Below are 20,870 nucleotides of genomic sequence, written 5' to 3'. Positions count from 1 at the left end.
CTCACGGGGCCTGGCTTTCGCGCATCCGCGCGATGAGCTGCATCAGCCGCTCGCGCCGCCCTTCGAGGCTGCCGTTGAGGATGCCCTGCGGCGTTTCCGCCCGCAGGCTGCCGCGGGCCAGGCCGGGATCCGGCAGCAGCGTGAGTCCGCCGTGGCCGACGAAGCGGTCGGCCAGGAGGTCCAGGTCCATGGGATTGAGGAAGACCTGAAGCGGTGCCGTGCCCTCCTGGCGGCCGTGCGGCAGGGGGAAGGGCAGTTCTTCCAGGACGCCCTCCATCAGGGCCCTCACCGCAGCCGGAGAGCGGTTGATCTGCTGGACGGCGAGGTGCTCGCCCACTGCGAGGGCGAGGGCCACGAGGTCGTCGTTCAGCGCTTCGCGCAGGGTGAGCGTGGCCTTGGAGAGGTCTTCCAGGTGTTCGCTCAGGCGCTGGACGTAGGTTCGGTACTGGCTTTCCCCGTAGGTGCGGCCCTCGGCCTCGCCGGAGGCGAAGCCCTCTTCGTAGGCCTTGCGGGCGATCTCCTGGGCCTGGCGCTCCGCTTCCTGAAGCCGATCCACGATCCGCTGCTCGACCGGAATGCGGGAGGCGGCGTCGTCCCCCAGCTCCGCGGCGACGGAGCCCTCCTCCTCGCCCGGGGCGCGGGGCGCCGGCATGGCGTCCACGGGGAAGTACGGGAAGGCCTCCAGCCGCGTGTGCTGGAGGTCCTCGGAGGCGATGAAGCCCTTACGTGACATAGTCCTCGCCCCCGCCGCCGCCGATGCTGATGACGCCCTCTTCCTCCAGCTGGCGGACGATCTCGACGACTTCGTGCTGGGACTTCTCCACGTCCTTCAGCTTGATGGGCCCCATGAACTCCATTTCCTCCTTCATCAGTTCCACCGCGCGGCTGGACATGTTGCGGAAGAACTGGTTCTGGAGCTCCTCGCTGGTGCCCTTCAGGGCGATGGTGAGGGTCTTCTTGTCGGCGCGCTTCAGGATCTCGGTGATCCCGTTGTCGTCGATCAGCAGGATGTCGTCGAATACGAACATCAGGTCGCGGATGCTGGCGGCCAGCTGCGGATTCTCCGTTTCGATCTTCTCGAGGACGGCCCGGCCGGTGTTGCGGTCCATGCGGTTGAACAGCTCCGCCACGGCCCGGACGCCGCCGTAGGCTTCCGTCGCGAAGGAGCCCAGGGCCTCGAGTTTCTGCTCCAGGATCAGGCTGATGCGGCGGACCACCTCGGGGCTGATTTCCTGGAGGCTGGCCATGCGCATGGCCACGTCGCTGCGCAGGGCTTCCGGCAGGCTGGAGATCAGCTCCGCCGCCTGGGAGGCGTTCAGGTGGGCGAGGATCAGGGCGATGGTCTGGGGGTGCTCGTTCTGGATGAACTTGGACAGCTGCTGGGGGTTCGCGCGCTCCAGGCTGGTGAAGCCCGCGCTGGATTCCAGGGCCTTCACCAGGCGGTCGATGATCTTGCGCGCCACCTCGGGGCCGACGGACTTGATCAGCAGCTTCTTGGCGTACTCGATGCCGCCCTGGCTGATGTAGCTCCGGGCCTGGGTCATGGTGTGGAACTCTTCCAGGACCTCCTCGGCCACTTCCGGCTGGACGTGCTTGGTGATGGCGATCTCGCGGGAGATCGTCTGGATTTCGTCCTCTTCGAGGTACTTGAAGATGTTGGCGGCGGTCTCGTCCCCGAGGGTGACCATGAGCACCGCGGCCTTCTGCATGCCGGTGAGTTTCGCCATGGCCTACCGCCCTTCCTCGAGGAGCCACGACCGGACCAGGGAGGCCATGGTCTCCGGGTCCTCCTGGGAGCCGCCCTGGAGTCGCTTGCGGATCAGCTCGCGCCGGCGGGCTTCGGGGGCGCTGAAGGCGGCGTCGGCGTTGAGTTCCGCTTCGATCTCCGCCTCGATCTCGGTGACGGACTTCACCTGGACCGGCTTGCGGGGAGACGATCCTCCGCCGCCCCCGCCTTCGCCGTCGGCGCTGGCCACGCGCAGGGGCGTGGGGCGGTTGATGGCGGCGGACATCCGCTTGAGCATCGGCAGGAGGATCATGAAGAACACGATGAATCCGACCACGCCCCAGGCCGCGTAGGGCAGGGCCTTGAGCCCCAGGTCCATCCAGAATTGGCGCTTCGCTTCGGCCTCTTCCTTGGGATTGGCCTGGAGGCTGGCGAAGGCCATGTTCTCCACGGTGAGCTCATCGCCCCGCTTGGGCTGGATTCCCACCGCCGCCGACACCTGGTCGCGGATCTTCTTCAGTTCATCCGGGCTGCGGGGCGTCTGCTTGAGGATGGGATCGCCCTTGGGGTCCTTCTCCCACGTCCCGATGCTGTCCACGATCACGGCGAGCGTGACGCGCTTGATGGAGCCCGTCGCCCGCTCCGTGGCCGAGACGGTCTTGGTGATCTCGTAGTTGGTGGTGGTTTCCTTCTTCGTGGAATCCTCCACCACATTTCCCGTCGCGCCCGCATTGGCGGGGGCCACGTTGCTGGGGGTGCCCGGCGTGCCGGCGCCCGCATCGCGCTTGGTGACCTTCTCGTCCTTCTGCTGGACGCTTCGCTCCACCTGGCCCTGGGGATCGAACCGCTCCTCGTTGACCTTCACCTTGTCGAAGTCCAGGTCCACATGGGCGGTGGCGCGCACCTTCCCGATGCCGACCACGGGCTCCAGCAGCTCCGTGACCCGGCGCACGAGGTGGTCCTCCTCCTCCCGCGCCACCTTCTTCTGGGCGTCGCTGGCGCCCACCATGGGATCGCGCCCCGTGCGGGAGAGGATCCGGCTGAACTGGTCGATGATGACGACCTGCTCGGGCTTGAGCCCCTCCACGCTGGCCGCCACCAGGTTGACGATGGCCTGGGTGTTCTCGTCGGGCAGCATCCGGGCGCCGCGCAGCTTGAGCAGCACGCTGGCCTTGGCGTCCTCCTTGTCCGTGAGGAAGGGGCTGTCGTTGGAGGGCGTGATGTGGACGGTAGCCTCGGAGACCTGCTGGAGGCTCATGATCGTCTTGGCGAGTTGGGCCTCCATGGCCCGGCGGTGGATCACCTTCTGGGAGAAGTCGGTGGTCCCGAGCCCGGCGTTCTCCAGCTTCTCGAAGCCCAGCTTGTCGCCGGACAGGAGGCCGTCCCCCGCGAACTTGAGGCGGAGGGACCCGATCTTGCTCTCCGGCACCAGGATCGTCCGCTGGTCCGAGCTGAGTTCGTAGGGGACCTGCATCTTGTCCAGCTGGGACACGATGGAACTGGCCTCCTGGGGGGAGACGTTGGCGGCGAGGACGCCCTTGGACTCCTGGCCCGCCCAGATGCCCAGGCCGCCCAGCGCCAGCAGCACTGTCAGGGAAATGGCGGCCACCATGACGCGCTGGGTGGCGCTCATGCTCTTGAATGCGCTGGTCAGTTGTTCCGCGAGGTTCGTTTCCCCGGCCATAGGCGTTCCTCAGTCAGGGATGAGGCCGCGCCGGAAAGCTCGGCCTGCGCTACATCTGCATGCGCATGACCTCGCGGTAGGCGTCGACCAGCTTGGATCGAACGGCCATCATCATCTGGAAGCTAAGATCGGCCTTCTGGACTGCCAGCATGGCCGTGTGCATGTCTGCACTCTCACCCGTCATCAAGTTCCGTGCCTCATCCTCGGCCTCGGCCGAAACCTGGTTCACCTCCTGCATGGCCTGCTTGAGGAGGTCGCCGAAATTGAGGTTCCCGTCCGTGCCCGAAGCGCCAGTGTCCGCGCCGATCTTGGTGGGCGCGGAGATGGGGCTGGGGGTCGGAAGGGAGGGAATGTTGAGGAGTGGGTCCATGGAGCGGCTCGGAGGAAAGGGGCCTTTTCACACGATCGGTCGGGGCGTCGGAGGGGGCAAGTCGAAATTCCGACAGGCTACTGCACGCGGAGGATCTCAAGGGCGGAGGAAGCCATGGCCTTGGCGGAGCGCACCACGGCGATGTTCGCTTCGTAGGCCCGGCTGGCTTCGGTGAGGTTCACCATCTCTTCCACGGGATTGACGTTGGGGTAGCTCACCACGCCGTTGGCGTCGGCGTCCGGGTGTCCCGGCTCGTAGCGCGTGAGGAAGGGCTCCTGGCTGGTGCGTATGCCGGCCACTTTCACGCCCGCCGCGGCCAGCGCGCCCGAAAAGCCCATGTCCTGGCTCTGGAACACGGGGTCCTTGCGGCGGTAGGCCCCGCCTTCCTTGGTGCGCGTGGTCTCGCTGTTGGCGATGTTGGAGGCGATCAATTGGACCCGGAGCCGCTGGGCGGCCATGCCGGTGCTGGCGATGTCGAGGATCGTGGGAATGCCCATCAGTGCGCGCTCGCTTCTCGGATGAGGGAATAGAGCTTCCGGAGCTCGACCTGCATGAAGGTGGATGCGGTCTGGTAGGTCGTCTGGGTGCGGGCCAGCAGCATGTTCTCCCGGTCGAGGCTCACGTCGTTCCCGTCGTTGCGCTCGGCGCTGGGCTGAAGGGGATCGGCGGTGGCGGGGAGGGAGGAGCTCGGCGTCCCCTGGAGGTGCATGGCGTGGGTGGTGGTCAGGGAAGTCGGCGAGGATTGCCCACTCAGTGCCGCTTTCATGGCGCCTTCGAAGCTGAAGTCCCGCGTGCGGTAGCCCGGCGTGTCCAGGTTCGCCAGGTTGGAGGCGATCAGGGTCTGGCGCTGGGAAGCCAGCGTCATGCCGCGATCCATGGACTGGATGATCGCGTTGCCGCTGGTGAGGTCGAACATGGGACACCCTGCAGAATGGGCCGGGACGATCCCGACGGCACCGGTGGAGATGCAGCCTCCATGCCGGAAATCTCTCGGGCCAGGGGAGGCCGGTTTGAACTCCAACTCCCCGCCATTGTCGAGTTGCGTTCCCCGTCCTAAACTGGCCGCTCACCTCGAGGCCACCATGATCCTGAACACGCGGAAGCACAACGAAGTGCTGATCCTCTATCCGGAAGGCAAGATCACCCTGGGCGACGGCGACCAGGAACTGGGCGAGGCCGTCCGCACGGCCCTGACCAACGGCGCCCGCAAGATCGTCATCAACTTCAGCAAGGTGAGCTACCTGGATTCCTCGGGCGTCGGGGAGCTGGTGGGCTGCTACACCTCCATCAAGGGCAAGGGCGGCGAACTCCGCATCTGCGGAATGAGTTCCAAGATCTTCAGCCTCATCAAGATGACCAGCCTGCATTCGGTCTTCGAGGTCATGGACACCGAGGAAGAGGCCCTCGCGGGCTTCTAGGGCCGTGCGCGTCCGCGCCGCCCTGGGTTGCGGCTTCCTGCTCCTGGCGTCCGTCCAGGGGCAGGAAGCCGCCGCGCTGCGGATCATCACCTCCATCCGGATCGACGGCGGCGACGACAACGATCGCCGCTTCGCCCGGGCCGCCCTCGGCCTGAGGGAAGGCCAGGCGGTGGACGAGGTCGGGTTCCAGCGGGCCCTGGCCGCGGTTCGGCTGGTGGACCGCTACCGGTCGGTGGAAGGAACCTTCGAGGGCGGCACCGTCCTCCTCCGCCTCCAGCCCCTGGCCCCGGTGGCGGAATGGCGCTGGGAGGGCGATCCCATCCCCGCCAAGGTGAAGAAGACCCTGCTGCCCGACCTGCGGAAGGGCCAGCGGCTGGGGCCCCAGCGGTTGGCGACGCTGGAGGACGATGCCGAGCAGCAACTCCGCGACGCCGGGTTCCGGCGCGCCAAGATCACCGCGTCGCTGGAGGAGGGCGGACGCCGCCTGCGGCTCGCCGTCGTGCTCGGCACCCCCCGCATCATCCAGGAGCTGCGGATCGAAGGCGATCCCGCCCCCTACACCCGCGAGCGCCTGCTGCGGGTGGCCGGCGTCTCCCTGGGGCACACCGCCTGGACTCCCGCCGCGCAGCGCGACGCCCAGCGGCGGCTGCGCCACCGGCTGGTGAAGGACGACCGCCTGGAGGGCTCCGTCAGCCTCGCCCCCCAGGAGGGCGCCGACGGCATCCTCGTCCTCAAGATCCAGCCCGGTCCCAAGGTCAAGCTGAAGGCCAAGGGGATGGACTTCTTCGGCCCGTTCCTGGGTCGGCCGTGGCTGTCGGAATTCGTTCCCCTCGCCCGGGCCGAGCGCTACGCGCCCAGTCTGCTGGACGAAGGCGCCGGTCGGATCACGGCCTACTACCGGGACCAGGGCTACCCGGAAGCCCGCGTGACCTACGTCCGCGAGGTGACGGTCGGAACCGCGGAGCGGCCCGAGGCCGTCACCATCACCTACACGGTGGTTCGCGGCCCCCGGCGGGTCCTGGGAACCGTGAGTTTCGAAGGCAACCGCGAGCTGCCGGAAAGCGAGCTGCGCGAGGCCGCGAGCCTGCCGAAGCGCTTGCTGCTCCTTCCGCCCCACGCGAAGGCCGAGGCCGTGAAGGCCCTGGAGGACCGCGTCACCGCCCACTACCTCCAGCGGGGCTTCCCCGAGGTGCGGGTGCGGCGGCGGGTGGAATCGAACAAGGCCGGGAGCGTGGACGTGCGCCTGCTCATCCGCGAGGGGCAGCGCCGCACGCTGGACGCCCTCACCCTGGAGCTTCCTCCCGATCCCGCTTTTCCCCGCGAGCGGCTGGCCCAGAGCCTGCTGCTCGTTCTGGGCGAGCGCCCCGTCCCTATTTCCGGCACGTCCCGCTACCGCTCCGACCGCCGCCATCTCCAGGGAATCGAGGGCACGCTGGAGCTGACCGCCGAGGGCGCGCGGCTGTCCTTCAAGCCCGCCCTGCCGCTGGTGCGCAATGATCTGGCGCTGGTGGTGGCGGACCTGCGGCAGCGCCTCTCCTCCCTCGGCGCCGCCACGCCCCAAGTGCGGCTGGCCCTGGACGACGACGTGGTGGAGCCCGTCGTCCGCGTCCAGGTGCCGCTTCAGCCCCTGGACATCACGCGCCGTCTGGTGGTGCAGGGCAGCGACCGCACCCGCGCCGAGGCCGTTCTCCGCGAGACGGAGGCCCTTCCCGGCGCGCCCCTCGATCCCGCCAAGCTGGACGAGGGCCAGATCCAACTCGGGGGACTGGGCGCTTTCAACCGCGTGGACCTGCTCACCTTGAAGGATCTGCTCGGGCAGGAGAAGGAGCCTTGGCAGCGGGGCGATTTGGCCCTCCGCCTGCAGGAGCGCAACCCCTGGGTGTTCGGCGAGTCCTTCGGCTACGACAAGACCCAGGGCTATCACTTCGGCTTGAACGCGCAGCGTCTCAACCTGGGCGGCATGGGCCGGGCCGTCGACTTCGGCATCCGCGCCGGCGACCAGACGCTGGACAGCAAGCCCCTCCGCAAGGCCTTCCCCACCGGCGACGTCAAGCGGTCCGTGGACAGCTACAGCATCGGCTACACGGATCCCTGGTTCCTGCCGGGCTCGCTGGATTCGCTGCTCGCGCCGCGCACCCGCTTCCGCATGGAAGGGGCCTACATCGAAGAGGCCCAGGCGGCCTTCTTCGCCCGCCGCCGCCGGTTCACGCCCAGCCTGGAGTGGAAGCTGTCCTCGGAGCAGGTGGTGCAGCTCGGCTATCGGTTTGAGCGGGTGGAGGTGGCGTCCAATCGGGATAGCCAGGGAAAGCCCCTGATCGCGGACCAGGATCTCTTCCTGCTGGCCCGCACGCCGGCCCGCAGCATCATCTCCGCGCCCTACCTGCAGGTCACCGTGGATCGGCGGGACAAGCCCTACGATCCCACGCAGGGCACCTTCTTCCTCGGCCGGCTGGAGTTCGCGAACCAGGTGTTCGGAACTTCGCCCAACAGCAGCTTCGTGAAGCTCGACATGCGCCACCAGTGGAACTGGCCCGTGGGCTTCCAGGCGGAGCACGGTGTGGTGATGGCGAGCGTTCGCGTGGGGCTCGCCCGTCCCACGGCGGGTTCGGCCAAGGACCTTCCCCTCTCCGAGCGGTTCTTCGGGGGCGGGCCCTTCACGGTGCGAGGCGTGGAACCCGACATGCTCGGAACCCGCGGCAAGGTGACCACCACGGATACGACCAAACCCCCTGGCGAGCAGACCACCGTCCAGACCATTCCCTTGGGCGGACAGGCGCTCGCTGTCCTCAATCTGGAATACCGGTTCCCGCTGATCGGCCAGAGCGTCTGGGCCGAAGTGTTCGCGGATTCCGGCCAGGTCTACCGCAGCCTGCTCTCCGAAGAGGATCCGGCGGACCCCACGAAGCGGATTCCCGCCTCTTTTCCGGCCCTGCGCACCACCCTGGGCGTGGGCTTGATCTTCAAATTGGGCTTCCCCCTTAAAGTCGAGTACGCCGCCGACTGGAAGCGCATCATGGGCCGCCCGCGCACCGAGGAAGAGCGCGACACCCAATTGAAGAGCCTGCTGATCTCGGCGGGGTTCCAGTTCTGAATTAACTGTGGACAAGCTTCAATGGTCGAGTTCACAGATAAAGGCCTCACACATAGAGCTGCCCCCTGTGGGAAGCAGCTCTATGTGGTTTCCTGCGCGTCTACAACTTCTCGCCTAGGGAATTTCGAAACCAGCCACCCGACGCGGAGCAAGGATGAACAACGGACGGCCATTCCCCAGAATTCCATCGTGATCTCGACCCCAAGCCCAAAGGGTGTGGTCTCCTTTCACGGCCAACGTGAAGTCCAGCCCTGCGGAAAGGGTCGATACTCCAGCAAGACTCACCACCTGGACAGGAACGAGTCGGTTTGTAGCTGTTCCATCGCCCAATTGACCGCTCTCATTGTTACCCCACGTCCAGACTGTGCCGTCAGCCTTCAGAGCGAGGCTATGTTGGCGGCCTCCCACCAATGCCACTACCCCACTTAGGCCACTTACTTGTACCGGGCTAAGGCGGCGAATCGCGGTTCCATCCCCCACTTCCCCATATCGATTCAAACCCCACCCCCAGACTGTGCCATCGGACTTCAGAGCCAGCGTATGGTAATAACCTCCGGCCACAGCTATAACGCCACTTAGCCCAGGGACTTGTTGGGGCGTAGGGCGGTCGACCATTGTTCCGTCTCCTAATTGACCTGCGTCATTGGCACCCCACATCCAAACGGTACCATCGGATCTCAAAGCAAAACTGTGATAAGCCCCTCCACCGATCAAAATGACGTTTGTCAATCCGTTGATGGGACCTGGGTCGCTCAGAGTAGAAATAGATCCCTTGCCCGCTTGTCCAAATGCGTTATAGCCCCAGGACCATACCGTGCCATCGCTCTTCCGGGCCAAACTGTGATAACCGCATCCCGCTACCTGAACAACGTCCGTCAGGCCAGTGACAGGCAAGGGCGTAGGGCGGGTGATGGTCGTCCCATCGCCCAACTGGCCCATGTCATTCATTCCCCACGTCCAAACCGTTCCATTCGGTTGTAGGGCGAGACTGTGCAACTCCCCGTCCCCACGGTCTGTGATGCCCACCAGAAAGCTTGCGAGGTTGGGTAAGCTTTGACTTCGCCCGGATGCGTTGCCATCGCCCAGCGCCCCGATGCCACTGTATCCCCAAGTCCAGACGCTGCCATCAGTCTTCCACGCTGTGGCTTGGTACGCCCCGGCAACCACCTTTGTGACGTCGGTAAGGTTCACCTGTTGGGGCGTGAGGCTTTCCACTGTGGCGCCCTGACCTGTCTGTCCGTAGGCGTCCCATCCCCAGCCCCAAAGCGTCCGGTCCGTTTTCACAGCGATGCAGTAGTTTTGTCCGCTGGCAACTGCCATCGCATCAGTCAAACCCGTCACACGTTGTGGAGCGTTTCGGGGAGTGGCCGTTCCATCCCCCAACTGACCGTACCAGTTGTTTCCCCAGGTCCAGGGTGTTCCATCGGAAGTCAAGGCAATGCTGTAAGAGGGGCCTGCACTCATCGCCACGACATCGGAAATGGAATGCATCGGGACTGGGACGGTGTGATTGAGCCATGTTCCATCGCCGAGTTCACCATTTCCATTGGAGCCCCACCCCCAAAGCGTTCCATCGGAGGTCAAGGCTAGGCTATGGGTAGAACCCGCTGCGAGAACGCTTCCTCCCGAGAGATTTCCCACCTTTACCGGGATGGATCGATCAATGGTTGTGCCATCTCCCAATTGACCCTGGCTGTTCGCTCCCCAAGCCCAGACGGTACCGTCGGACTTCAAGGCGAGGCTATGGAATCCCCCGCCGGCGATGGCCACCACATCAGTTAGCCCCATCACGGGGATAGGATTATTTCTTTGCTGGGAAGATGGTGTGTCCGCCAATTGGCCATAGCTGTTGGATCCCCACGCCCAGACGGTGCCGTCGGACTTCAAGGCGAGGCTATGGAATCCTCCGCCGGCGATGGCCACCACATCGGTTAGCCCATATACGTGAACAGGTTCAGCAGAGTCGACAGTGGTTCCATTCCCCAACTGCCCGTTACTATTGATCCCCCAGCTCCATACGGTCCCGTCAGCTTTGAGCGCCAGACCGTGAGCCTGGCCCACCCCTAGCGCTACCACGCCTGTCAGATTCACCACGGGAGTGGGTAAAGAGCGATCCACAACGGATCCATCTCCCAACTGGCCGGCTCTGTTGTAGCCCCAAGCCCAGACCGTACCATCTTCTTTGAGCGAAAGGGTGAAATCGGACATGGATCCGGCCACGACAGGGCTTGGACCGTAGATCCTCGTGGTTTTTGAGATGGAATCCCCGGCCGAATTCGTCACGGTGAGGGTGTAGGTGACGGGGCTGGTCAAAGGACCTACTGCAGGGGAAGCCACGCCGCTGGAGACGGACCCGATGCCTTGATCGACGGTGCCCGTCCCATGGCTGAATACAGCCGTCAGCACGGCCGTCTGCCGTCGATTCACGAGCCATCGGGAGCTGGGTGCAAAGCTGGTGATGGTGGGAGCGGGAACCACTCCAACCGATAGGGAGCGCTGGACCGAGGTCCCTGCAGCATTGGTGACAGTCAGGGTATAGGTGGTATCGGAACCGGGAGCTACATTGAGAGTGCCGCCACTGATTGCATTTCCCACGCCCTGATCGATGTTTCCAATTCCGTCCTGGAAGACGGAAGAGAGGATGGTACCTCGGCCTGCGGTAATGAGGCTTGCACTGGCGGCGAAGGTGTCGATCGAGGGCGGAATCACGATGGTGCAAACCCGATTTGTCCTGTTGCTCGTTCCGGCTTGGTTGGTGGCGGTACAGGAAAGCTGGAGGCTCTGGGCGGTTCCCCCGGTAAAGGTGATGGTGGATGCGGAAGGATCGGACGTGAGGGTGCCTCCGCTGATCGTCCAAGCATACGTACAGCCGTTTTGGGGCGAAATGGATGCTGCATATCCTGTTTGCCCAGCGGTCACATAGGCGGGGGCTGTCATCGCAGGTGCCACGGGTTCGGGGACGGTGGTACAGATGGTCGTTCCGCTTGCGCTCCGAGTTCCAGCCTGATTGATGACGACGCAGGAGAGCTGGAGCATTCCAGTGTTTCCCGGTGTGAAGATGACGGAGGGCGCCGTGGACGCTGATGTAAGGGTTCCGCCGGTGATGCTCCAGGCGTAAGTGCATCCCGCCTGCGCCGATGTGGAAGCCGCGTACCCCGATTGATTGGCCGTAACGAAGGACGGTGCTGCGATGGAAGGAGTGGTGGGTGGGGGGACGACAAGGCAGGTGGCGGCACTGGTGGCGCTGCCGGCCAGGTTCGTCACAGTGCAGGTGAGCTGAAGGCTCCCGTTATTTCCTGCGGTGAATGTGATAGAAGGGCTCGTCGCGCCCGTAATGATTGTCCCGCCGGCGATGGTCCAGGCATACGTCGAGTTAGCCTGTGGAGGAATGGAAGCTGTGTAACCGGTCTGGTTGAGGGTCACGTGGGTTGGTGCCGCCAACAGCGGCGCGGAAGGTTCGGCGACGATGGCACAAATCGCCTTGCCGGGAGAACTCTCTGTGCCTGCTTGGTTCGTGACGACACAGGATAACTGGACGTTGCTGCCGGCTCCGGCAGAGAAGGTGATGGAAGGTGTCGCTGCCCCTGCGGTAATGGTCCCGCCTGCAATGGTCCAGGCATAAATGCAGTTGGCTTGAGCAGGAATTGAAGCCGCATAGCCAGTTCCATTGGCCGCGACCAGCGCAGGCGCGGTGACGGTGGGCTCGATGGGAGGATCTACAACGGAGACCAGGCAAGTGGCGGTGACGGTTTTGGAGGCGCTATTGGTGACCGTCAGGGTATAGGTCGTATCCGCCGTGGGATGGATTCCGACGGCGGAGCCGCTGCTAACAGGACCAACCCCGGGAGTGATCGAGCCCGTCCCCTGACTGAAGCTGGCGGTAAGGGTGGTACTTGTACCTTTGGTAATGAGGGGTTTGGCTGCGCTGAAATTGGAAATGGCGGGATCCAGAATGGGAGTAGGGCCCGTCCCTCCGCCTCCTCCGCAGGAGAGGAGCCCGAATGCCAACCCGAAGGCAAGAAAGCGGGCGTCTTTTCTGAGAGCGAACAACGATTTCACAGCCGGCTCCAAGGGAGGATCGATGTAAAGGAACTCGAAGATGATCGAAGCGTGATCTACGGAATGAGTGAAGAATATCACTTTATCCAAATGGTGCATTGAATGATTTTGGGCTATAACTAACACCCTTTTGCGAGGTGGTGCTGCGGACCTCGTAACGCGATAGGATGGCCCGTCCTTGCTCATGCTTTTCGGAGGCTCTCATGACTTCCCGTTGCCTGCGATCCGTCGTTCTGGCGGCCCTGCCGTTGGCCTTGGTGGCCCAGACTCCCGCGCCCGCGACGCGGCCCCAGGAGCATCCCGCTCCCGTCCTCCCGATACCCGGTGGGTTGAAGCCCTTCTCCGACGTGGTGAAGGAAGCCAAGGAGCTGCCCGGCCTCTTCCCGCTGTGGCAGAAGGACGACAAGGTCTGGATCGAGCTGAAGCCCGAGCAGTTGGATAAGCCCTTCTTCCTGGCGGTGAGCACCACGCAGGGGGTGGGCGAGCGCGGGCTCTACGGGGGAATGATGGACCGCACCCATGTGGTGCAGTTCAAGCGCATCGGCAACACCTTGCAGATGCTGGCCAAGAACCTGGATTTCACGGCCAAGGAGGGCACGCCCATCGCGCGGGCGGTGAAGGAGGGCTTCTCCGACAGCCTCCTGGGCTTCGCGCCGGTGCTCAGCCAGCCGCACCCCGACCGGAAGAGCTTCCTGGTGGAGGCCAACGCGCTCTTCCTGGCGGACATTCCCATGGCCGCCACCCAATTGGAACTCATCTATCGGCAGCCCTACGCCCTCGACAGGGCCAACAGCAGCTTCGCCAAGGTGCGGGCCACGGCGGACATGGACACGTTCAGCGTCAGCGCCCACTTCGCGCTGGCGAAGCTGATCCTCCCTCCGGTGTCCCTGCCGGGCGCGCCGCCCATGCCGTTCACTCCCCTGCCCGGGACGCTGGAGGACGTGCGCAGCCTCTTCCTAGGCTACCACTACAGTCTTTCCAAGCTGCCCGAGCCCATGCAGCCGCGTGCCGCGGACGAGCGGGTGGGCTACTTCACCACCACCCACTGGGACTTTACCCACGACCTGAACCCCGATCCCAAGGTGCGCTTCGTCAACCGCTGGCGCCTGGAGAAGCAGGATCCCGCCGCGGCGCTCAGCGAGCCCAAGCAGCCCATCGTCTACTGGCTGGACCGCAACATGCCCGAGAAATACCGGCCCGCCGTCACCGCCGGGATCCTCGAATGGAACAGGGCCTTCGAGAAGATCGGATTCAAGGACGCGGTGCAGGTGAAGGTCCAGCCCGCCGACGCCGAGTGGGACACCCACGACACCCGCCACGCCTCCGTGCGGTGGCTGGTGGGCACGGACATCGGGTTCGCCATTGGCCCCAGCCACGTGGATCCCCGCACCGGCGAGATCCTGGACGCCGACATCGGCGTGGGCGAGATCTGGACCCGCAATCCCCGCCGCACAGTGGTGGAGGAGCTGCCGCGGCCGATGGCGAAGGATGCCGTCCACGCCTGCGCCTATGAGGCCGAAGCCAGCCAGGAGATGGGCTTCGCCATGGATCTGCTGGAGGCCCGTGGCGACCTGGAGCCCGACAGCCCCGAGGCCGACGCCTACGTGATGGCGGTGCTGAAGGACGTGATCACCCACGAGGTGGGCCACACCCTGGGCCTGCGCCACAACTTCCGCGCGTCGACCATCTACGCCAACGCCCAGCTCCAGGACGCGGCCTTCACGAAGGCCAACGGCCTCACGGGGTCGGTGATGGACTACAACGCCCTCAACATCGCGGCGAAGGGCGAGAAGCAGGGCGAGTACGTCATGAGCACCCTCGGCCCCTACGACTTCTGGGCCATCGAGTACGCCTACAAGCCCCTGGAAGCCTCATCCGAGAAAGCAGAGCTGGCGAAGATCGCCGCTCGCAGCCACACCGAGCCCCGGCTGGCCTACGGCACGGACGAGGAGGCGGGCTACTCGGGAATAGATGGGATGGATCCGGAGGTGAACCGTCGCGATCTGGGGGCCGATCCCCTGGGCTTCTACAAGAAGCGCCTCCAGCTCAGCCGCGAGCTGTGGGACCGCCTGCAGGACAAGCGGCTGAAGGATGACGAGAGCTACGCCGTTCTGCGGCGCACCTTCGAGGGCGGACTGGGCCAGGTGGGTCTTGCGGCCAACCTCACCGCGAAGTACGTGGGCGGTGTCGTCCATCTCCGCGATCACGCCGGCAGCCCCCGCGCGCCGTTCACGCCCGTGTCCGCCGAGCGCCAGCGCGAGGCCGTGAAGCTGCTGGAGGTGGGTCTCTTCAGTGCGGACGCGTTCGCATTCCGGCCGGAGTTCATGGCGCGCCTCACGGTCAATCAGTTCGAGCGGGGCTTCAATCCCGACTTCTCTCTCAGCACCCGCCTCCTGGGGCTCCAGCGGATGGTCCTGACCCAGCTCATGCAGCCCGGCGTGGCCACCCGGATCCTCGACGCCACGGACAAGATGGCCGATCCCAAGGCTGCCTTCCGGTTGTCCGAACTCTTCGAGGCCCTGCAGAGCGCCATCTGGAGCGAGCTGAAGACCGGCAAGGAGGCGCCCGCCCTGCGCCGGAACCTCCAGAAGGAACACCTCCGGAACCTGGTCGGGCTGGTGCTGCGCGCGAATCCAGCCACCCCCGAGGACGCCCGCGCCCTGAGTCGGGAAGGCCTCAAAACCCTGGCGGCCCGGCTCCGCACCGCCGGGACCAAGCCGGGCTACAGCAAGGAAACCAAGGCCCATTTCGCCGAATGCCTGGCCTCCATCGAAGAGACCCTCAAGCCCAGCGTCACGCGGATGAGTTTGTAGGTTCCCCTCCAGACAACCAAAAAGGCTGCCGGAAGGCGGCCTTTTTGGTTGTCGCGGGGCTGATTCGGCCCCGGCGCTCCTGCCTGGCCCGCCGGGCTTTCTCGGCGGCCTTTTTCTGGTTGGCGCGGGCGGTCTCGAACCATGCGTCCGGCTGGGCACGGGGCCTATTCGTCTCCGGCGCTCCACTGGAGCGCCTCCGCCGGGCCCCTACCTGCCCGCCGGACTTTCTCGGCGGTCCGAGATCGCCCGACTGGAGGCACGGGAAAGGCCGCCTTTCGGCGGCCTCTTTCTGGTTGGCGCGGGCGGTCTCGAACCATGCGTCCGGCTGGGCACGGGGCCTATTCGTCTCCGGCGCTCCACTGGAGCGCCTCCGCCGGGCCCCTACCTGCCCGCCGGACTTTCTCGGCGGTCCAAGATCGCCCGACTGGAGGCACGGGAAAGGCCGCCTTTCGGCGGCCTCTTTCTGGTTGGCGCGGGCGGTCTCGAACCGCCGACCCCTACCGTGTCAAGGTAGTGCTCTACCCCTGAGCTACGCGCCAGCGCGAACTCCCATTCTAGCGGAACGGCGGCGGTTGTCGAGCGGGAGGAGCGCGTGCGTGCGAAGACTGGATTCAGCCGTGGCTGGCGGGCCAGAGGAGGCAGGCGAGGAGGGCGCCCACCAGGGCCAGCAGCCAATCGAGGGACGGGTCGTGGGCGAGGTCGCGGGGGCGGAGGGGATGGGTGGCCATGGAATCTCCATCCGGAGGAGAAACCTCCGGATGGAAGGTGGGCTCGATCGACCCTTTCCGCCGTGACTTTCCTGGAACTTCGGGCTATTCGACGGTGACGCTCTTGGCGAGGTTGCGGGGCTGGTCCACGTCGCAGCCGCGCAGCACGGCGATGTGGTAGGCCAGGAGCTGGAGCGGGACGGCGTAGACGATGGGGGCCAGCCAGGGGTGGACGGCGGGCAGCTCCAGCACGTCCTCGGCGATCTTCGACAGGCTGGTGTCCCCTTCGGTGACCAGCGCGAGGATCCGCCCGTCGCGGGCGGCGGCCTCCTGGAGGTTGCTGAGGGTCTTCTCCCGGTGGGCGTCGTGGGGCATGAGGGCCACCACGGGAAGGGTCTTGTCGATGAGGGCGATGGGCCCGTGCTTCATCTCGCCCGCGGGATAGCCCTCGGCGTGAATGTAGGAGATCTCCTTCAGCTTGAGGGCGCCTTCCAGGGCGATGGGATAGCAGGGGCCGCGGCCGAGGTAGAGAAAGTCCGTGGCGTCCTGCCAGCGCTGGGCCCATTGGATGATCTTCGGCTCCAGGGCATTGAGCCGCTCCAGGTGGGCGGGCAGCTCGCGCAGGCCCTGGAGCAGCTCGGCCTGGAGGGCGGGATCCACGGTGCCCTTCGCTTCGCCCAGGCGTAGCGCCAGCAGGGTGAGCACCGCCAACTGAGTTGTGAAAGCCTTGGTGGACGCCACGCCGATCTCAGGGCCCGCGTGGGTGAGGATGGTCGCCTCCGCCTGCCGCGTGGCCGTGGAGCCCATCACGTTGCAGATGGCGAGGGTGCGCGCGCCGCGGGCGGCGGCCTCCTTCATGGCGGCCAGGGTGTCGGCGGTCTCGCCGCTCTGCGTGATGCCCACGATCAGCGTGCCCGGCTGGATCACGGGCTCGCGGTAGCGGTACTCGCTGGCGTAGTCGACTTCGACGGCCACGCGGCTGAGCTGCTCGATGAGGAACTTGCCCACGAGTCCCGCGTGCCAGCTGGTGCCGCAGGCCACGATGTGGATCCGGTTCAGGGCCGCCAGTTCCGCCTCGGTGAAGGGCAAGTCGAGGGGGATGGGCTCCGAGTCCAGGGGCAGGCGGTTCAGGAGCGTGTTGGACAGGGCCTGGGGCTGCTCGAAGATCTCCTTCTGCATGAAGTGCTTGTAGCCGCCCTTTTCCGCCGCCACGGGATCGTAGGGGATGGTGTGGACCGGGCGCTGGACTTCAGTGCCGTCCGGGCGGAAGATGCGGATCCCTTCGCGGGTCAGTTCGGCGAGATCGCCATCCTCCAGGAAGATCACGCGCCGTGTGTGGGGCAGGAGCGGCACCACGTCGGAGGCGACGAAGGCCTCGCCGTCGCCCAGACCCAGGACCAGCGGAGGACCGCTGCGAGCGGCGAGCAGGCGGTCCTTGTCGGAAGCGTGGAGGCAGGCGAGGGCGTAGATGCCCTTCATCCGGCTTATGGCCTCACGGAAGGCCTCCGTGAAGCCCATGCCGCCCTTCATCAGGTGGGAGACCATCACGGGGAAGCACTCGGTGTCGGTTTCGGAGCGGAAGGTTTCTCCGGCGGCGGACAATTCCGCGCGCAGCTCCAGGAAGTTCTCGAAGATGCCGTTGTGGACCGCCACCACCTGGCCGTCGCCGCTCTGGTGGGGGTGGGCGTTCTCCTCGGTGGGCCGGCCGTGGGTGGCCCACCGGGTGTGGCCGATGCCCAGGGGCGTGGGATCGGCGAGATCCACCTTTCCCGCGAGGTTGGCCAGCTTGCCCGAGGCCCGCAGGATCTTGAAGCCGTCGGCGGGATCCGACAGGGCCACGCCGGCGCTGTCATAGCCGCGGTATTCGAGGCTGCGCAGGCCGTTCACGAGGATGGCCGCGGCGCCCTGCTGGCCGATGTAACCGACGATTCCGCACATGGGTGACTCCGGAGGTGGCGTATCCCCAACTTAGCGGGACCGCCCTCCAGTTCCAATGTGGTGGGCCGCACACGCCCCGCGGCGGAGCTCCCGCTACACGTGTGGTGTCTCCCACCCGTCATGAAAGTTCAGCCCGGCTTGGCTGGGCTGAACACGGGGGTCCGGGGGTATGCGCGCAGCGCGGGACCCCCGGAGGACATCACCCGAGGCTGCGGATGCGGGCGGCGCGGCTGTCGATCTCGGTGATGCGGAAGGCGAAGTTCCCGTCCACCACCACCACTTCGCCGCGGGCGATGTGCTTGCCGTTCACCAGCAGCTCTACCGGTGCGTCGGCGCTGCGGTTGAGTTCCAGGATGGCGCCGGGGGTGAGCTTCAGCAGCTCGCCCATCTGCATTTCCGTCTGGCCCATGCGGACCACCACGGGAAGCTGGATGTCCAGCAGCAGGTCCAGGTTGCCCGCGTCGGGGAAGGGACCGGCGGCGACCGGGGCGCGGTGGGCTGGGGAAGGGGCAGGAGCGGCGGGAGGTGGGGGCGGGGCCGCCGGTTCGGGGGCCTCCACCAGGCCCAGCTTTCGCTTGAGCTGCTGCAGGAGGAGGTCCGGCAGGAGGAGGTGGATGGTGGTGGAGAGGCTGTCCTGGGTGGTGGGGAGGGCGACGTCCTGGAAGGGGCCCTGGCCCAGGTGCTCCGCGAAGGCGCCCTCTTCCGGCGCCACGGCGAGGATGTCCACGTTGGCGATGGCGAGGGTCTCGCCCGCGAGGTCGGAAAGGGTCTGATTGGCGCTGCCCATGACCTGGTTGAAGGTCTCGGCGAGGGCGTCCTTCGAGTCGCCCACCAGCTCGTCGGCCGACGCGCCGTCACCGCCGAGCATCAGGTCGACCAGCATGGTCCCTTCCTTGAGGGGCAGGGAGAAGAACAGGGCGCCGTTCAGGCCCTTCTGGTAGTTGGCCTTGACGAGGATGGTGGGCGCCCCGTGCAGCGCGGCGATTCCGGCGGCTTCCAGGCTGTCGCCCGGGGTGGACTTCAGCTGGAATTCGCGCCCCGTGAGCATGGAGAAAACGGAGCCCATGCTCTCGGCGAATGCGCTGCCGACCTTCTGGAAGAGTTCAGTGTCCTGGACGTCCATGGCTCATCCCTCCGATCGGGTGGCGGTCACTTGGAAGACGCGTTTTCCGTTGGGATTCAGGGCCACCAGCCCCATGAAGCGCGGGATCCCGTCCACGCACAGATCCAGTTCCGCGTCGAACCGCTTGGTGAGGGGGATCAGGTCGCCCGGCTTGAGCTGGAGGATCTCCTCCATCCGGAGGTTCGTGCCGCGGATCTCGGCGGCGGCCTCCATGGAGCACCGCTTGAGGCTGGCCATCAGCAGGCGCGCCTCCTCGAAGGTGGAGGACTTCTTGTAGCCCGTGAACATCTCCTGGTCGAACTTGCTGGAGATGGGTTCGAGGATGATGCTCGGGATGGCGAGGTTGATCATCCCGCTCACGGGGCCCATCTTCACCTCGAAGACCACCAGCAGGACCACCTCGTTGGGCGCCACGATCTGGATGAGCTGGGGGCTGGTCTCCCGGGCCTGGATCCGGAAATCCAGGTCCACGATGCCGCGCCAGGCCTCGCGCAGGTCCTCCAGGACGAGCTTGAGGACGCCGTCGAAGATGCTCTGCTCGATGTCGGTCATGGTGCGGAGCTGCTTCAGCGGCTCGCCGGGTCCGCCCAGCATCTTGTCGATGATGGGGAATACCAGGGTGGGGTTCACCTCCAGCGCCAGGGCGCCTTCCAGGGGCTTGATGGAGATGGCGTTGAAGCAGGTGGGATCGGGTACCGACAGCAGGAATTCCTGGTAGCTGAGCTGCTCGACGCTCACCAGGTTCACTTCCGTGATGGTCCGGAGGTAGGCGCTGAGGGAACTGGAGAAGTTCCGGGCGAAGCGGTCGTGCATGAAGTGGAGCGACCGCATCTGCTCCCGGCTCACCCGGTCCGGGCGGCGGAAGTTGTAGAGGGTGACTTTGCGCTGGGCCTGGGCCTTTTTTGCCTGGGATGGCGCGCCTCCGCGCTCCCCTCCCGACCCGCCGCCGCTCTTCGGACCGGACCGGGTATGGGACTTAAGTAGCGCATCGACTTCTTCTTGGCTCAGGATCTTGGCCACGGCTCACCCTTCGATGTGCTTCTCCAGAAGTTTTCCCCGGAGGCGCAGCATGGCCTTCGTATGCAATTGGGATACCCGGGACTCGGTGATGTTCAGCAGGGTCCCGATTTCCTTCATGGTCAGCTCGTCGAAGTAGTAGAGCTGCACGACGAACTTCTCCTTCTTGGGGAGCACGTCCATGGCCGTCCGCAGGATGTCCTTGATCTCCGTGGCCTGGAACGTCTGGTGGGGATCCTCCGCGTCGGGATCGGGGACGAAGCTGATGAGGCTTTCCCCTTCGCCGTCCTCGCCGACCTCCACAAAGGTGCCGAGGGTGACGCCCTTCAACTCGTCCAGGTTCTTGTGCAGCTCCTCCAGGGGCACGCCCAGATGGACCGCGACCTCCTCGTCCGTGGCGGCCCGGCCCAGCTGCTGCTCCAGGAGATGGTAGGCGTTCTCGATGTCCTTCTTCTTGCGGCGCAGGCTGCGGGGAACCCAGTCGAGGTCGCGCAGCCCGTCGAGGATGGCGCCCTTCACGCGGAGTTCGGCGTAGGTCTTGAACTTGATGTTGCGGGCCGGCTCGAACTTCTCGATGGCGTCCATCAGGCCGAGGATGCCGCTGTTGATGAGGTCGTCCAGCTCCACGTGGGAGGGCAGGCGCGAGGCCACGCGATGGGCCACGAACTTCACCAGGGGGACGTAGTCCTTGATGAGCTGCTCGCGGTTCTCCCGGTCGAAGACTTCGGGAGGATCCGTCTCCCCGGAGGCCGGAGGAGCGGCAGCCGCAGGTGCTACGGGCGTTCCTTTCCCATAGGCCTTGGCCGCCGCCAGGGCCGCCCAGGGGCGGAGGGCGGCGGGCGCGGATTCCACGCCGCGCACGCCCTCGGGCCCGCGGGGCGGGAGGGGCACGGCGGACGGATCCGGCGGGAAAGACATGGGGGA

The 20,870-nt window shown here is 65.8% G+C and carries 14 protein-coding genes and 1 tRNA gene; 3 read left to right on the top strand and 12 right to left on the bottom strand.

The genetic code is table 11. The annotated features are described in order from the left end of the window. Position 1 precedes the first annotated feature (1 nt). The 6 genes from RAH39_RS10885 to flgB form a co-directional block, all read right to left on the bottom strand. Positions 2-733, bottom strand: a complete 732-nt coding sequence (locus RAH39_RS10885) for a FliH/SctL family protein (protein ID WP_306590127.1) — start codon at positions 731-733, stop codon at positions 2-4. Beyond that, on the bottom strand, positions 723-1,727 hold the full coding sequence (gene fliG / locus RAH39_RS10880; RefSeq protein ID WP_306590126.1) for a flagellar motor switch protein FliG: 1,005 nt from the start codon (positions 1,725-1,727) through the stop codon (positions 723-725). The genes RAH39_RS10885 and fliG overlap by 11 nt, the downstream gene beginning before the upstream one ends. Positions 1,728-1,730: 3 nt before the next feature. Beyond that, positions 1,731-3,410, bottom strand: a complete 1,680-nt coding sequence (gene fliF, locus RAH39_RS10875; RefSeq protein ID WP_306590125.1) for a flagellar basal-body MS-ring/collar protein FliF — start codon at positions 3,408-3,410, stop codon at positions 1,731-1,733. A 49-nt stretch (positions 3,411-3,459) separates the two neighbouring features. After that, positions 3,460-3,780 (bottom strand): flagellar hook-basal body complex protein FliE, encoded by a 321-nt coding sequence (gene fliE / locus RAH39_RS10870; protein WP_306590124.1) that lies wholly within the window; start codon positions 3,778-3,780, stop codon positions 3,460-3,462. Positions 3,781-3,857: 77 nt separating this feature from the next. Then, positions 3,858-4,277, bottom strand: a complete 420-nt coding sequence (gene flgC, locus RAH39_RS10865; protein ID WP_306590123.1) for a flagellar basal body rod protein FlgC — start codon at positions 4,275-4,277, stop codon at positions 3,858-3,860. Next, positions 4,277-4,696, bottom strand: coding sequence for a flagellar basal body rod protein FlgB (gene flgB / locus RAH39_RS10860; protein ID WP_306590122.1), 420 nt, complete (start codon positions 4,694-4,696; stop codon positions 4,277-4,279). The genes flgC and flgB overlap by 1 nt, the downstream gene beginning before the upstream one ends. Positions 4,697-4,862: 166 nt before the next feature. On the opposite strand from flgB, the gene RAH39_RS10855 reads away from it, so the two are divergent. Together RAH39_RS10855 and RAH39_RS10850 are read left to right on the top strand one after the other, a co-directional pair. Beyond that, positions 4,863-5,198 carry an STAS domain-containing protein gene (locus RAH39_RS10855; RefSeq protein ID WP_306590121.1) on the top strand — a complete coding sequence of 112 codons (336 nt, stop codon included), beginning with the start codon at positions 4,863-4,865 and terminating at the stop codon, positions 5,196-5,198. A 4-nt stretch (positions 5,199-5,202) separates the two neighbouring features. Next, complete coding sequence (locus RAH39_RS10850; RefSeq protein ID WP_306590120.1) at positions 5,203-8,289, top strand: BamA/TamA family outer membrane protein; 3,087 nt, start codon at positions 5,203-5,205, stop codon at positions 8,287-8,289. A 114-nt stretch (positions 8,290-8,403) separates the two neighbouring features. On the opposite strand, the gene RAH39_RS10845 is transcribed toward RAH39_RS10850, so the two are convergent. Further along, positions 8,404-12,348: an RCC1 domain-containing protein gene (locus RAH39_RS10845; protein WP_306590119.1), complete on the bottom strand. Its 3,945-nt coding sequence runs from the start codon at positions 12,346-12,348 to the stop codon at positions 8,404-8,406. 203 nt (positions 12,349-12,551) lie between these two features. Here RAH39_RS10845 and RAH39_RS10840 point away from each other — a divergent pair, with 203 nt between their 5' ends. Next, a complete protein-coding gene (locus RAH39_RS10840; RefSeq protein WP_306590118.1) occupies positions 12,552-15,161 on the top strand; it encodes a zinc-dependent metalloprotease in 2,610 nt (869 codons plus the stop codon). A gap of 464 nt (positions 15,162-15,625) precedes the next feature. Here RAH39_RS10840 and RAH39_RS10835 read toward each other — a convergent pair. The 5 genes from RAH39_RS10835 to RAH39_RS10815 all read right to left on the bottom strand — a co-directional run bounded on the left by RAH39_RS10835 (position 15,626) and on the right by RAH39_RS10815 (position 20,864). Continuing rightward, positions 15,626-15,700, bottom strand: a tRNA-Val gene (locus RAH39_RS10835). A gap of 273 nt (positions 15,701-15,973) precedes the next feature. Beyond that, entirely contained in the window at positions 15,974-17,806 is a 1,833-nt protein-coding gene (gene glmS / locus RAH39_RS10830; RefSeq protein ID WP_306590117.1) for a glutamine--fructose-6-phosphate transaminase (isomerizing), read from the bottom strand. A gap of 199 nt (positions 17,807-18,005) precedes the next feature. Next, positions 18,006-18,929 carry a flagellar motor switch protein FliN gene (gene fliN, locus RAH39_RS10825; RefSeq protein ID WP_306590116.1) on the bottom strand — a complete coding sequence of 308 codons (924 nt, stop codon included), beginning with the start codon at positions 18,927-18,929 and terminating at the stop codon, positions 18,006-18,008. Between the two features lie 3 nt (positions 18,930-18,932). Continuing rightward, positions 18,933-19,949: a flagellar motor switch protein FliM gene (gene fliM, locus RAH39_RS10820; RefSeq protein WP_306590115.1), complete on the bottom strand. Its 1,017-nt coding sequence runs from the start codon at positions 19,947-19,949 to the stop codon at positions 18,933-18,935. 3 nt (positions 19,950-19,952) lie between these two features. Next, complete coding sequence (locus RAH39_RS10815; protein WP_306590114.1) at positions 19,953-20,864, bottom strand: FliA/WhiG family RNA polymerase sigma factor; 912 nt, start codon at positions 20,862-20,864, stop codon at positions 19,953-19,955. Between the last annotated feature and the right edge of the window lie 6 nt (positions 20,865-20,870).

Source organism: Geothrix sp. 21YS21S-4 (genome assembly GCF_030845995.1).
Classification (GTDB): Bacteria; Acidobacteriota; Holophagae; order Holophagales; family Holophagaceae; genus Geothrix.
The sequence above is the reverse complement of the archived record's forward strand: the minus strand, read 5'-3'. Positions and strand labels throughout refer to the sequence as shown.